Origin of the sequence: Streptomyces sp. NPDC101160, from assembly GCF_044768205.1 — a bacterium.
Lineage (GTDB): Bacteria > Actinomycetota > Actinomycetes > Streptomycetales > Streptomycetaceae > Streptomyces.
Genome location: NZ_JBIWPJ010000011.1, coordinates 272,791 through 285,385 on the forward strand (window position 1 = coordinate 272,791; position 12,595 = coordinate 285,385).

General features: G+C 72.4%; 13 protein-coding genes and 1 pseudogene. 6 read left to right on the top strand and 8 right to left on the bottom strand.

Annotated features, from left to right (window positions below; genetic code table 11):
- Positions 1–87: 87 nt before the first annotated feature.
- Positions 88–450 (top strand): DsrE family protein, encoded by a 363-nt coding sequence (locus ACIRSU_RS32645; RefSeq protein WP_403799948.1) that lies wholly within the window; start codon positions 88–90, stop codon positions 448–450.
- A gap of 71 nt (positions 451–521) precedes the next feature.
- Here ACIRSU_RS32645 and ACIRSU_RS32650 read toward each other — a convergent pair whose 3' ends face one another.
- From ACIRSU_RS32650 to ACIRSU_RS32680, 7 genes are all read right to left on the bottom strand, one after another.
- Entirely contained in the window at positions 522–824 is a 303-nt protein-coding gene (locus ACIRSU_RS32650) for a DUF3099 domain-containing protein (protein ID WP_403800108.1), read from the bottom strand.
- A gap of 132 nt (positions 825–956) precedes the next feature.
- Positions 957–1,244: a DUF1416 domain-containing protein gene (locus ACIRSU_RS32655; protein ID WP_403799950.1), complete on the bottom strand. Its 288-nt coding sequence runs from the start codon at positions 1,242–1,244 to the stop codon at positions 957–959.
- 36 nt (positions 1,245–1,280) lie between these two features.
- Positions 1,281–2,126: a sulfurtransferase gene (locus ACIRSU_RS32660; protein ID WP_403799953.1), complete on the bottom strand. Its 846-nt coding sequence runs from the start codon at positions 2,124–2,126 to the stop codon at positions 1,281–1,283.
- 555 nt (positions 2,127–2,681) lie between these two features.
- Positions 2,682–3,374 carry a DUF2993 domain-containing protein gene (locus ACIRSU_RS32665; protein ID WP_403799956.1) on the bottom strand — a complete coding sequence of 231 codons (693 nt, stop codon included), beginning with the start codon at positions 3,372–3,374 and terminating at the stop codon, positions 2,682–2,684.
- Positions 3,375–3,484: 110 nt separating this feature from the next.
- The gene (locus tag ACIRSU_RS32670) at positions 3,485–4,906 is read right to left on the bottom strand and encodes a hypothetical protein (RefSeq protein WP_403799959.1); all 1,422 of its coding nucleotides are present in this window, start codon (positions 4,904–4,906) and stop codon (positions 3,485–3,487) included.
- 9 nt (positions 4,907–4,915) lie between these two features.
- Complete coding sequence (locus ACIRSU_RS32675) at positions 4,916–5,170, bottom strand: MoaD/ThiS family protein (RefSeq protein ID WP_403799962.1); 255 nt, start codon at positions 5,168–5,170, stop codon at positions 4,916–4,918.
- Between the two features lie 45 nt (positions 5,171–5,215).
- Positions 5,216–6,091 (bottom strand): alpha/beta hydrolase, encoded by an 876-nt coding sequence (locus ACIRSU_RS32680; protein ID WP_403799964.1) that lies wholly within the window; start codon positions 6,089–6,091, stop codon positions 5,216–5,218.
- 192 nt (positions 6,092–6,283) lie between these two features.
- Here ACIRSU_RS32680 and ACIRSU_RS32685 point away from each other — a divergent pair, with 192 nt between their 5' ends.
- From ACIRSU_RS32685 to ACIRSU_RS32705, 5 genes and pseudogenes are all read left to right on the top strand, one after another.
- Positions 6,284–7,168 (top strand): response regulator transcription factor, encoded by an 885-nt coding sequence (locus ACIRSU_RS32685; RefSeq protein ID WP_403799967.1) that lies wholly within the window; start codon positions 6,284–6,286, stop codon positions 7,166–7,168.
- 61 nt (positions 7,169–7,229) lie between these two features.
- Positions 7,230–8,255, top strand: coding sequence for a LacI family DNA-binding transcriptional regulator (locus ACIRSU_RS32690; RefSeq protein ID WP_403799970.1), 1,026 nt, complete (start codon positions 7,230–7,232; stop codon positions 8,253–8,255).
- Positions 8,256–8,361: 106 nt separating this feature from the next.
- Positions 8,362–9,444, top strand: a complete 1,083-nt coding sequence (locus tag ACIRSU_RS32695; RefSeq protein WP_403799973.1) for a S1C family serine protease — start codon at positions 8,362–8,364, stop codon at positions 9,442–9,444.
- A gap of 44 nt (positions 9,445–9,488) precedes the next feature.
- Positions 9,489–10,223: pseudogene (locus ACIRSU_RS32700) on the top strand (response regulator transcription factor); the annotation flags it as partial.
- A gap of 80 nt (positions 10,224–10,303) precedes the next feature.
- A complete protein-coding gene (locus tag ACIRSU_RS32705) occupies positions 10,304–11,704 on the top strand; it encodes a sensor histidine kinase (protein ID WP_403799976.1) in 1,401 nt (466 codons plus the stop codon).
- 8 nt (positions 11,705–11,712) lie between these two features.
- Here the strand turns inward: ACIRSU_RS32705 and ACIRSU_RS32710 are convergent, their stop codons facing one another.
- Positions 11,713–12,567: a phosphatidylinositol-specific phospholipase C gene (locus ACIRSU_RS32710; protein WP_403799978.1), complete on the bottom strand. Its 855-nt coding sequence runs from the start codon at positions 12,565–12,567 to the stop codon at positions 11,713–11,715.
- Between the last annotated feature and the right edge of the window lie 28 nt (positions 12,568–12,595).

A 12,595-nucleotide genomic window follows, 5' to 3' on the forward strand; every position in this document is an offset into this window, starting at 1 on the left:
TAGAAGCGCGGATTCCGTATCACCGCGCACCCAACTGACCCGTGAGTGATGCATGAGGTTGCCTCGGACCGCATTACAGTTCGGTATATGGCGAAGAAGCTCGTGATCAAGGTGACCGCCGGTGCCGACGCCCCGGAACGCTGCTCCCAGGCCTTCACGGTGGCCGCCGTCGCCGTCGCCAGTGGCGTCGAGGTCTCGCTCTGGCTGACCGGCGAGTCCTCGTGGTTCGCCCTGCCGGGCCGCGCGGCCGAGTTCGAGCTCCCGCACGCCGCACCGCTGCCGGACCTGCTCGACTCGGTCCTCGCGGCCGGCCGCGTCACTCTGTGCACCCAGTGCGCCGCCCGCCGCGAGATCACCGAGGACGACGTCCTCAAGGGCGTCCGCATCGCGGGCGCGCAGGTCTTCGTCCAGGAGGCCATGGCGGACGAGACCCAGGCCCTCGTCTACTAGTCCGGTGGTCCCGTAGCCCCGGCAGTCCCGGCAGTCCCCCAACCCCGGCAGTCCCCGTTACGCGTCCCCCGTCACGCGTCCCGGTCGCGCTTCTTGCCGTCCAGCTCGTCCCACCAGTCGTCGGACTGCCTGTCACCGCTGGGATCGTCCCACCAGCGGTCGTCCGGCCCGCGCCGGTTCGCGACCATCGCCGCGAACGGCGGGATGAGCATGGCGACCACGCACATGGCGATGGCGGCGGGGACCGAGAAGAGGCGCACGACGGCCCAGGCGCCCACGAAAAGCACCAGGCAGACGCCCATCATCCAGAAGTAGACGCGTCGTCGCCGTGCGTACACACCTTCAGAGTACGACCGGAACGCGACCGCCGACAGTCTCCGCGCGGGTGCCGCCCGGGCAGACCGAAGGGCCGTGCCTCAGGTCCCGGAAAGCGTCCAACCCCCCAGGAGGCACGGCCCCTCGGCCGTTCAGTGGTGCGGTGGTGTCACACCGCGATCACCTCGCGATCAGACCGCGATGGCGACCTCGGCGAGGCCACCCTTCTGGGCCACGACCTGACGGTCGGCGGTGCCGCCCGGGACCAGGGCGCGGACGGTCCAGGTGCCCTCGGCCGCGTAGAAGCGGAACTGGCCGGTGGCGGAGGTGGGGACCTCGGCCGTGAACTCGCCGGTGGAGTCGAGGAGACGGACGTAACCGGTGACGGGCTGGCCGTCCTTGGTCACGTAGCCCTGGATCGTGGTCTCACCGGGCTTGATCGTCGAGGCGTCGGGGCCGCCGGGCTGCGCTCCGCACATGTCAGGAATCCTTACGGTCGAAGAGGGGAGAAGGTCTTACTTGTTGGCGCCGAGCTCGATCGGCACGCCCACGAGGGAGCCGTACTCGGTCCACGAGCCGTCGTAGTTCTTGACGTTCTCGACACCGAGCAGCTCGTGCAGGACGAACCAGGTGAGCGCGGAGCGCTCGCCGATGCGGCAGTAGGCGATGGAGTCCTTCGCCAGGTCGACCTGCTCGTCGGCGTAGAGGGCCTTCAGCTCCTCGTCCGACTTGAAGGTGCCGTCGTCGTTGGCGTTCTTCGACCAGGGGATGTTGCGGGCGGACGGGACGTGGCCCGGACGCTGCGACTGCTCCTGCGGGAGGTGCGCCGGGGCGAGCAGCTTGCCGGAGAACTCGTCGGGCGAGCGCACGTCGACGAGGTTCTGGTTGCCGATCGCGGCCACGACGTCGTCGCGGAAGGCGCGGATCGAGGTGTCCTGGGCCTTGGCCTTGTACTGCGTGGCCGGGCGGTTCGGGACCTCGGAGCCGTCGACCAGGTCGCGGGAGTCGAGCTCCCACTTCTTGCGGCCGCCGTCGAGCAGCTTGACGTCCTGGTGGCCGTACAGCTTGAAGTACCAGTAGGCGTACGACGCGAACCAGTTGTTGTTGCCGCCGTACAGGACGACGGTGGTGTCGTTGGCGATGCCCTTGGCCGAGAGGAGCTTCTCGAAGCCCTCCTGGTCGATGAAGTCGCGGCGGACCGGGTCCTGGAGGTCCTTCGTCCAGTCGATCCGGATCGCGTTCTTGATGTGGTTCTTGTCGTACGCCGAGGTGTCCTCGTCGACCTCGACCAGGGCGACCTGCGGGTTGTCGAGGTTGGCCTCGACCCAGTCGGCGTCGACCAGGACGTCGCTGCGAGCCATGCTGTTTCTCCTCCGGGGCAGTGTGCGGCGGTGTCGTGCGGGGTGGTGCGGTGCGGGTACGCGTCGGTGCGCATGCGGCGTTTTCGGCTGCGTGCGGACGACGGCGTACGGCTGCGCAGGGGTGGCCCCGACATCACGTCGGAGGGCCTGAGGAAATACGGGGCGAGGTGCGCCCCGCTCAGACAGAGCGACAGAGCATGGCGGCGATGCGGCACAGGTCTACTGCCCGCCGCTTCGTGAGTTCCGCCTGTCGCTTCATGTCGACGATCGTAGGGACGGACAGGCGGCCGTGTCACCGGCGTGTCGTATTTTGAGACGCGATCGTCCGGCATTCGGGATGCGAAAAGGGTGCGGAACACCCCGGAGGGCCCGCCGACAGCGGGCTTGGCCATGGTTTCTACGGATCGGACGCGACTGTCTCAGAATGTGATCAGAAGGCCCTCGCCGACGATCCTGACGGCAGGCGGCCGGCGTCCTCCTGGCGCCCTGCCGGCGTCAGGACGCCTTCAGACGCCTGCAGACGCCTGCAGACGCCCTCAGCGCAGTCAGACGCAGTCAGGACGCCGTCAGGACCACGTTCTCGCCCGACACCGTCACCGCGAGGCCGTCCTCGCGCGGCTCCACCTTCGTCAGCCGCATGCCCGTCGGCAGCCCCTCGACCCGCCAGTCGAAGTCCGTGCGCGCCCGCACCAGCTTCTCCAGGCCGGGGATGCCCTCGCCAGGCACCTCGTCGGCCCGCACCCGGATGGTGTCGCCGCCCACCAGGGTCACCGTGGACGTCACCGTGCGGGTGAGGATCTGCCCCAGGAACCGCACCCCACCCGTCACCTTCAGCTTGCCGGTGCCCCCGTACGCGACCTTCGCGTCCTCGCCGGAGGCGGCGGCCAGGTCCGGGTACGAGGTCAGGGCCGTGCCGCTCGCGGTGCGGGCCCGCTCGATCGCGTAGTCGTCGTTCAGGGTGACGTCGTGCAGCGCGGCGGTCAGCTTGCCGATGCGCACCGGGTGGCCACCGGCGGTGGTACGGACGCCGGTCAGCGCCACGTCGACCTCGCCGAACCGCTTGTCCGCCACCTGGGTGAGGAACGGGAAGCCCTTGATGTCGACGTCCGTGGACTCGGCCCGCACGCTGCCGAGCCGCACCCCGTCGGCCGCCTCCGACTCCGCGTAGGCGGCGGCCAGCCGGTCCACGCCGACGAGGATTCCGCCGAGCACCACGGCAAGGATCAGCACCGTCCGCAGCGCTCGCATCGCCCACATCCTCCTCGTCAGCAGCAAAAAGGCCGGCAAAGACCCGGCCCTCCGACACGAAGATCGACGTGTCGGAGGGCCGGTCGGTTCCCCGGGGGCGTTTCGCGGGCCTACGCGAGCACCCGTCCCAGCAGGTACACGGCCGGCACCGCGGCCGTCAGCGGCAGCGCCACGCCCGCCGTCATGTGCACGAACCGCGACGGGTAGTCGTAGCTCGCCACCCGCAGGCCGACCAGCGCGCACACCCCCGCGCCCAGGCCGAGCAGCGCCCCGCCGGTGCCCAGGCCGGTGAAGCCGCCGGCCGCGATGCCGCCGCCCGCCGCGGCGAGCAGGGCCACGACGACCGACACGGGGCCGGGCAGCGGCACCGCCCGGGCGAGGACCGCGGCGGCCACGGCCACGGCACCAACAACCACGGCGTCCGGGTCGGCGCCGAGGTGCCCGGCGGCCAGGATCGCGAGCGCCGACGACACGACCGTCGCCATCAGGCCGTACATCCGCTCGTCCGGATCGGCGTGGCTGCGCAGCTGCAGCACCAGCGTCAGCAGGACCCACACGCCGAGCGTCCCGATGATCGCGCCCGGCGCGTGCTCCCGGCCGACCGCGAGCAGCGCCGCGTCCGCGACGACACCGCCGAGGAACGCGAGCGCGATGCCCTGCCGGGCCGGCCACATGCCGTTGAGCCGGAACCAGCCGGCGGCGGTGAGCGCCTGCAGCAGGAGCAGCGGGACGAGCAGCGCGTACGAGCCGAACGCCGCGCCGCCCGCGAGCAGCACGCCGAGCACCGCCGTCAGCGCGGCCGGCTGCATCCCGGGCTCGATGATCGGCGACCGGCCCTCGGCGCGGGCGCGCTGGGCATCGGTGACCCGGGCGGTGCCGGACGTGGTGGGGACGGAGTACTCGGCGGCGGACGCGAGAACGGAAGCCGGGGCGGCGGGCGCGGCGACGGAAGCCGGGGCAGCGGGAGCCGGGGTCTCGTACGACGCCTGCGGGGCCGGGGCAGAGACGTCGTACGCCTGCGGGGCCTGGGACTCGTACGACGCCTGCGGGGCCGCGACGGGGACCTCGTACGCCTGCGGGGCCTGGGGCTCGTACGACGCCTGCGGGGCCGCGGCAGGAACCTCGTACGCCTGCGGGGCCGGAGCAGAGACCTCGTACGCCTGCCGGGCCGCGGCGGGGGCCTCGTACGCCTGCGGGGCCGCGGCAGGAACCTCGTACGCCTGCGGGGCCGGAGCAGAGACCTCGTACGCCTGCCGGGCCGCGGCGGGGGCCTCGTAGGCGGCCGGGGCCTCGGGCGGCAGCGGGTGGCCGCCGGTCACCGGCTGCGGCGCGTAGTCGTACTGGCCCTGCGGCGGCGGATACGCGTTGTCGTTCTCGCTGTCGTACGACGCCGGGGCCTGCGGCTGCACCGTCGGCTGGTACTGCGTGTCCCAGGTCTGGCCCTGCCACGTCTGAGTGACCTCGGGGTCATAGGACTGACCGGTCTGGGACCCGGCCCGGGGGTCGTACGGGTACTGCTGATCACTGCTCATGCTGTCGGTTCACCCTCCTGCGAACGGGGGGAGCACCTCGACCGTGCCGCCCTCGGCCAGCCGTACCGTCTCATGCGCGCGGGTCCCGACGGGATCGCCGTCGATCAGGAACGAGCAACGCAGGAGGACCCGGGCCAGCTCGCCGGGGTGCCGCTCGCGGGCGGCGTCGAGCGCCTCCGCGAGGGTGTCGGCCGCGTACGGCTCCTCGGCGACTCCGGCGGCGGCCTTCGCCGCGGCCCAGTAGCGGATGGTTCCCGCTGCCATGACGGCGCTCCCTTCGTTCGTGTGCGCGCCGCCCCCCATGATGGGCTATGGCCGGGCGAGCCAGGTCCCGAGGCGCCCCAGCAGCTCGTCGCCGGCCGCGTTCTCGGCGTGGCCCATGCCCCGCTCCAGCCACAGCTCGGCCGGGGCGCCGGCCCGCTCGGCCGCGGCGGCCAGCATCCGGGGGTGGTCGACGGGGAAGTACGGGTCGCGGTCGCCGTGCACGATCAGCAGCGGCGTCGGCGCGATCAGCGGCACCGCCTCGACCGGCGAGAGCGGCACCGGGTCCCAGTCCCTGGTGTCGATCCTGGTCCCGAGCCCGTAGCGCCCGACGACCCGGCCGAGCGGCCGGGTGACCACCCAGTGGACGCGGCGCATCGGGGGCGTGCCCCGGTAGTACCAACGGGCGGGAGCGGACACGGCGGCCACCGCGTCCGTGCGGGCGTCCGCCTCCTTCGCGATCGCCGCGTGCCGCAGCACCACCGAGCCGCCCATCGAGAAGCCGACCGTCACCACGCGCCGGTGGCCGAGCTCGCGCGCCCAGCGGACGGCGGCGGACAGGTCGAGGACCTCGCGGTCGCCGACGGTGGAGCGGCCGCCGGAGCCGCCGTGGCCGCGGAAGGAGAAGGAGACGACGGCGGCGTGGCCGCGGAAGGCGGCGACGGCGCGGCGGAGCGCGGGGCGGTCGACCGAGCCGGTGAACCCGTGCGCCACGACGACGGCCGTATCGGTGACACTTGCGGTGGAGGGTTCGTAAACCGCCTCGATCCGGACACCGTCATCGGTACGGAGATCGGTACGAAGATACGTACGAAGGTCCGTACGGATCCGCGTACCGCCGGGATCCGCGCGCGGACCGGTGGGCAGGTCGGCGTGGCGGGTGTCCTCCAGAGGGCCGGAAGTGATCTGAGAAACATCCACCATGTGAAATTGCCCCTCTGCCTCGGAACTCATGTCGGCTATTGTGCTGGCAGAGGATCCGGGCACCGCAGCCCCCGGGTCCTTTTGTGTTTTCCGACCGTTGTTACGGACAGGTGAACAAAAGCTCTCGGGTCGCGAGGGCCGAGGAGGAACCGACGTCATGGACGATCCGACGATTCAGGCAGGAGGGGCGCGATGAGTTCCCTGCTGCTCCTGACCAACGCCCTCCAGCCGTCGGCCGAGGTGCTGCCCGCGCTCGGTCTGCTGCTGCACAACGTGCGCGTGGCCCCCGCCGAGGGCCCGGCCCTGGTGGACACCCCGGGCGCCGACGTGATTCTCGTGGACGGGCGGCGCGATCTGCCGCAGATCCGCTCGCTCTGCCAGCTGCTGCGCTCCACGGGCCCCGGCTGTCCGCTCATCCTGGTCGTGACGGAGGGCGGGCTCGCGGCCGTCACCGCCGACTGGGGCATCGACGACGTGCTGCTCGACACCGCCGGGCCGGCCGAGGTCGAGGCGCGGCTGCGGCTGGCCATGGGCCGGCAGCAGATCACCGTCGACGACTCCCCGATGGAGATCCGCAACGGCGACCTGTCGGTGGACGAGGCCACCTACAGCGCCAAGCTGAAGGGCCGGGTCCTGGACCTGACCTTCAAGGAGTTCGAGCTGCTCAAGTACCTCGCCCAGCACCCGGGCCGGGTCTTCACCCGGGCCCAGCTGCTCCAGGAGGTCTGGGGCTACGACTACTTCGGCGGCACCCGAACGGTCGATGTGCACGTACGGCGGCTGCGGGCGAAGCTCGGCGTCGAGCACGAGTCGCTGATCGGCACCGTACGGAACGTCGGCTACCGCTTCGTGACGCCCGAGAAGCCGGACCGGACGGACCGGGCGGACAGGACGGACAGGGCCGACGGCCGGGCCGACGGCCGTTCGGGGTCGGGCGCGAGGCCGGGCTCCGGGCCCGGCTCGGGATCCGGTGCCGGGTCCGGCTCGGGATCCGATTCCGGGTCCGGCTCGGGGGCGAAGGCGGAGGCGCGCGTCAAGGACGGCGCGCGGGAGCTCACTCCGGCGGAGGACCGTTAACGTGGCGTATGCCACAGCGCGACCTGCCGGTAGCTAGGTCACCCCGCGTAGACTTCCGCGCGTGGCCAAGGTGACGCGGGATGACGTGGCGCGACTGGCGGGTACTTCCACCGCGGTCGTGAGTTACGTGATCAACAACGGACCCCGGCCGGTCGCCCCGGCCACGCGCGAGCGTGTCCTCGCAGCGATCAAGGAACTGGGCTACCGGCCCGACCGGGTGGCCCAGGCCATGGCGTCCCGCCGCACCGACCTCATAGGCATGGTCGTCCCGGACGCCCGCCAGCCCTTCTTCGCGGAGATGGCGCACGCGGTCGAGCAGGCCGCCGCCGAGCGCGGAAAGATGGTCCTGGTCGGCAACTCCGACTACCGCACCGAGCGCGAGATCCACTACCTGCGCGCCTTCCTCGGCATGCGGGTCTCCGGGCTGATCCTGGTCAGCCAGGGCATGAGCGAGCAGGCCGCGAGCGAGATCGAGGCCTGGGACGCGCGCGTGGTGCTGCTGCACGAGCGGCCCGAGGCGATCGACGACGTCGCCGTCGTCACGGACGACATCGGCGGCGCCCAGCTCGCCACCCGGCACCTCCTGGAGCACGGCCACGAGTACGTGGCCTGCATGGGCGGCATCCCCAACACCCCGGCCGTCGGCGACCCGGTCGCCGACCACGAGGAAGGCTGGCGGCGGGCCATGCTGGAGGCGGGCCGCTCGGTCGAGGGCCGGCTCTTCCAGGCCCCGTACAACCGCTACGACGCCTACAAGGTCGCGCTGGAGGTCCTGTCCGGCCCGGACCGGCCGCCGGCCATCTTCTGCTCGACGGACGACCAGGCCCTCGGCGTGCTGCGGGCCGCCCGCGAGCTGCGCATCGACGTGCCGACGGAGCTCGCTGTGGCGGGCTTCGACGACGTCAAGGAGGCGGCGCTCGCCGATCCGCCGCTGACCACGGTCTACTCGGACCGCCCGGCGATGGCGCGCGCGGCGGTGGACCTGGTCCTCGACGACTCGCTGCGGGTGGCGGGCTCGCGCCGCGAGCGGGTGAAGCAGTTCCCGTCGGCGCTGATCGTGCGCCGGTCCTGCGGCTGCGCGCACTGACGCGTCCGTACGCCACCTGGGTCTTTATTTCGGGCATACAGGCTTCTGTCGGGCTTCTCACCCCGTCCTCAGACGGTTCTCATGTACGGCTCCGAGAGTCGTAGCCATGACGGACAACCAGGAGCCCCAGCCGCAGCAGCAGCCGTACTACCCGCCGCCGCCCCCGTACGACCCGGCCCAGCCGTTCCAGCCGGAGCCCGGCACCACCGTCTGGCCCGCGGGCGGGCATCTGCCGCCCACCGCTCCCCCGACCCCCACCCCGGCCCCGGCCCCCGCACCGCGCCGCCGCCGCGCCAAGCGCGGCGTCGGTCTGCTCACGGCCGTGGCCATCGCCGCGGCCGCCGTCGGCGGCGGCACGGCGACGCTCGTCGAGCGCTGGATGTCCGACGGCACCCCGACCGCCTCCGCGGCGAGCAGTGTGAGCGGGACGAACGTGTCGGCGGGCAGCAAGGGCACGGTCGCCGGCGTCGCGCAGGCCGTCTCGCCCTCCATCGTGGAAATCTCGGCGAGCTCCGGCGCGGGCAAGTCCACCGGCTCCGGCGTGATCATCACCTCCGACGGCGAGATCATCACCAACAACCACGTCATCGCCGGCGCCTCCTCGATCAGCGTGCAGCTCAGCGACGGCAAGACGTACGACGCCAGGGTCGTCGGCACCGACCCCGACAAAGACCTCGCACTGATCAAGCTGGAGGGCGCCTCCGGCCTCAAGGCCGCCGCCCTCGGCGACTCGTCCAGGATCCAGGTCGGCGACCAGGTCGTGGCCATCGGCTCGCCCGAGGGCCTGACCGGCACCGTCACCAGCGGCATCGTCTCCGCGCTGAACCGCGACGTGACCGTCGCGAAGGAGGACGGCGGCGGCCAGGACGGCGGCGGCCAGGGGCAGCAGTACGACCCCCGGCAGGGCTGGCCGTTCGAGTTCGGCGGGCAGCAGTTCAACGGCGACACGGGCTCGTCGAAGACCACCTACAAGGCGATCCAGACCGACGCCTCCCTCAATCCCGGGAATTCCGGCGGCGCGCTGATCAATATGAACGGCGAGATCATCGGAATCAATTCGGCCATGTATTCGCCCAGTTCCTCGGCCGGTTCGAGCAGCTCGGCGGGGAGCGTCGGGCTCGGATTCGCGATCCCGGTGAACACCCTCAAGGCCGACCTGGACCAGCTGCGCGCGGGCGGCTCGAACTGAACACGCTCGAACTGAACACGTGGGACGCTGACCCCATGAGTGGCATGAGTGGCCAGCAGCATGATGACGAGCGCATCCTCATCGTCGACGACGAGCCCGCCGTCCGCGAGGCCCTGCGCCGGTCCCTCGCCTTCGAGGGGTACGGGACGCAGGACGCCGTCGACGGGCTCGACGCGCTCGCCAAGCTGGAGTCGTACGACCCCGATCTCGTCGTCCTCGACGTGCAGATGCCGCGCATGGACGGCCTCACCGCCGCCCGCCGGATCCGCGCGTCCGGGTCGACCGTGCCGATCCTGATGCTGACCGCCCGCGACACCGTCGGCGACCGGGTCACCGGCCTCGACGCGGGCGCGGACGACTACCTCGTGAAGCCGTTCGAGCTCGACGAGCTGTTCGCGCGGATCCGGGCACTGCTGCGGCGCAGCTCGTACGCGGCGCAGCAGCGGCAGCCGGCGGACGACGCCGCGGCCGGCGACGTGATGTCGTTCGAGGACCTGCGGATGGACCTGGCCACCCGGGAGGTGACGCGGGGCGGGCGCCGGGTGGAGCTGACCCGTACCGAGTTCACGCTCCTGGAGATGTTCCTGGCGCACCCGCGGCAGGTGCTCACCCGCGAGCAGATCCTCAAGGCGGTGTGGGGCTTCGACTTCGAGCCCAGCTCGAACTCCCTGGACGTGTACGTGATGTACCTGCGGCGCAAGACGGAGGCGGGCGGCGAGCCGCGCCTCGTCCACACGGTGCGCGGCGTCGGCTACGTACTCCGAGGCGGGGCCGGCGGGACCGGCGGCGACGGCGGGACCGGTGGAGTCGGCGGGGCCGGCGGGGCCGGCGGCGAGAGCGGGACCGGCGGGGGCTCGGAGTGACCGTGCCCCACCCGGTCGCCTGGTTCCGGTCCCGGCCGCTGCGCTCCCGGCTCGCGCTGCTGACCGCGCTCGCGGTGGCGGTCGCGGTGGCCGCGGTCTCGCTGGCCTGCTGGTTCGTGACCCGGGCGCAGCTGGAGAGCGAGCTGGACTCGTCCCTGCGCGGCAGCAAGGTCGACAACACGTATCTGAACCTGGTGCTCGGCGGCTGCCGCACCGACACCCGGGTGCCGCCCCTGCCCCCGTACACCGTGCAGATCGTCCTGGCCGACGGCACCGTCTGCACCTCGGGCAAGGCCCCGATCCCGGCGCAGGACGTGGACGTGGCCGTGGCGCAGGGGCTGCTCACGGACACGCTGCACACGACGAAGGACGACGACGGCCGCGAGATGCGGGTCTACACGTACGACCAGCCGGGCCGCATCGGCATGGCGGTGTCGTTGGCCCGGCCGCTGTCCGAGGTCGACAACTCGATGAACACGCTGGCCTGGGTGCTGCTCGTCGTCTCCGGCATCGGGGTCGTCGGCGCGGGCGCGGCCGGCCTGTGGGTGGCGCGGACCGGGCTCGCGCCGGTGGACCGGCTGACGGGCGCGGTCGAGCACGTGGCGGCGACCGAGGACCTGACCGTGCGGATCCCGGTGGAGGGCGAGGACGAGATCGCCCGGCTGTCCCGGTCCTTCAACGCGATGACGGCGGCGCTCGCCACCTCCCGGGACCGGCAGGCCCGGCTGATCGCCGACGCCGGCCACGAGCTGCGCACGCCGCTGACCTCGCTGCGCACCAACATCGAGCTGCTCGCGCGGAGCGAGCAGACGGGCCGGGCACTGCCGCCGGACGACCGGCGGGCCCTGATGGCCTCGGTGAAGGCCCAGATGACGGAGCTGGCGTCGCTGATCGGCGACCTCCAGGAACTCGCCCGTCCCGAGGCCGCCGCGCCCGGCCCGCTGGAGGTCGTGGCGCTGCACACCATCCTCCGCTCGGCCCTCGACCGGGCCCGGCTGCGCGGCCCCGAGCTGACCTTCGAGACGGACCTCGCGCCCTGGTACGTACGGGCGGAGCCGGCCGCGCTGGAGCGGGCGCTGGTCAACGTCCTGGACAACGCGGTGAAGTTCTCGCCGGAGCGCGGGACGGTCGAGGTGCGGCTGATGCGCGGCGAGCTGACCGTGCGCGACCACGGCCCGGGCATCGCGGCCGACGAGCTCCCGCACGTCTTCGACCGCTTCTGGCGCTCCCCGTCGGCCCGCAGCCTGCCGGGCTCGGGCCTCGGCCTGTCGATCGTCGCCCGCACGGTCGGCCAGGCGGGCGGCACGGTGGCGCTGACCCCGGCGGAGGGCGGCGGCACGGTGGCGACGGTCACGCTCCCGGGCGCACCGACACCGCCGCCGGAGGCGGCTGCCTGACCAGGCCGTCAGTTGTGCCGGACGAGCGCCTCCACGAGCCCCGCGTTGGTGTTGGGGAAGTCGAGCGGGACGATGCCGAGGCCCCGCCAGGCGGTCGCCTCGGCGCTGTCGAGGAGGGTGTGGACCTGGGGGTTGAGGCGGTCGGCGTTCCAGCGCGGCGGGAGGCCGGCGGCGGTGGAGACGAAGTTGACGTAGAACGGGCCCGGTTGGGCGGCGGCCTTGCGGAACTGGGCCTGGACCTTGGGCCACTTGGCGAAGGGCTCGGCCTGGTAGTCGTCCTGGACGTCGAAGTAGGCGCTGTCGGCCCAGCGCAGCCCCGGCAGCCCGGCGTTGTCGGCGAGCAGGACGACCCGGCCGCGGGACTCGCCGAGGGTCGGGACGCCGGAGCCGATGCGGAAGAGCGGGCGCCAGCCGCGGTTGTCGAGGTAGTCGTCGAAGATCGCGCGGAAGGTGGCGTCGGACTCGGTCGAGTACTCCTGCTTGACCCGCATGAGGACGGTCTCGGTGGGGTGCGCGGCGAGGAAGTCCCAGCAGGCGCCGAGGACGTCGCCGAACATCAGGTTCTGGTAGTACGCCCCGTGGTGGATGGCGAACGAGCCGCCGGTCACCCGGCACCGTACGTCGAGGAAGCGGATGCCGCTGTCGAGCTGCTGGGCGATGGTGGTGTTCTGGCACTCGGTCCACAGCCCGCCGTAGCGGGCGCCGGAGTCGTGGGTACCGGGGATCGTGAGCCTCTGGAGCGGGGTGGGGTCGCCGTGGGCGGCCATCCAGTCCTGAACGGCTGCCGCGCGCGCGGAAGGGGCGCCCAGGAACAGGGCGGCACCGGCCGCGCCGGCGCCCGCGAGAAAGCGTCGTCGGTCCATGGCCCGCACTATGACAGCGCTTGACGTG

Coding starts and splice junctions, on each gene's coding strand:
- ACIRSU_RS32645 (WP_403799948.1), top strand. CDS start 88: ATGGCGAAGAAGCTCGTGATCAAGGTGACCGCCGGTGCCGACGCCCCG.
- ACIRSU_RS32655 (WP_403799950.1), bottom strand. CDS start 1,244: ATGTGCGGAGCGCAGCCCGGCGGCCCCGACGCCTCGACGATCAAGCCC.
- ACIRSU_RS32660 (WP_403799953.1), bottom strand. CDS start 2,126: ATGGCTCGCAGCGACGTCCTGGTCGACGCCGACTGGGTCGAGGCCAAC.
- ACIRSU_RS32665 (WP_403799956.1), bottom strand. CDS start 3,374: ATGCGAGCGCTGCGGACGGTGCTGATCCTTGCCGTGGTGCTCGGCGGA.
- ACIRSU_RS32670 (WP_403799959.1), bottom strand. CDS start 4,906: ATGAGCAGTGATCAGCAGTACCCGTACGACCCCCGGGCCGGGTCCCAG.
- ACIRSU_RS32675 (WP_403799962.1), bottom strand. CDS start 5,170: ATGGCAGCGGGAACCATCCGCTACTGGGCCGCGGCGAAGGCCGCCGCC.
- ACIRSU_RS32680 (WP_403799964.1), bottom strand. CDS start 6,091: ATGGTGGATGTTTCTCAGATCACTTCCGGCCCTCTGGAGGACACCCGC.
- ACIRSU_RS32685 (WP_403799967.1), top strand. CDS start 6,284: ATGAGTTCCCTGCTGCTCCTGACCAACGCCCTCCAGCCGTCGGCCGAG.
- ACIRSU_RS32695 (WP_403799973.1), top strand. CDS start 8,362: ATGACGGACAACCAGGAGCCCCAGCCGCAGCAGCAGCCGTACTACCCG.
- ACIRSU_RS32710 (WP_403799978.1), bottom strand. CDS start 12,567: ATGGACCGACGACGCTTTCTCGCGGGCGCCGGCGCGGCCGGTGCCGCC.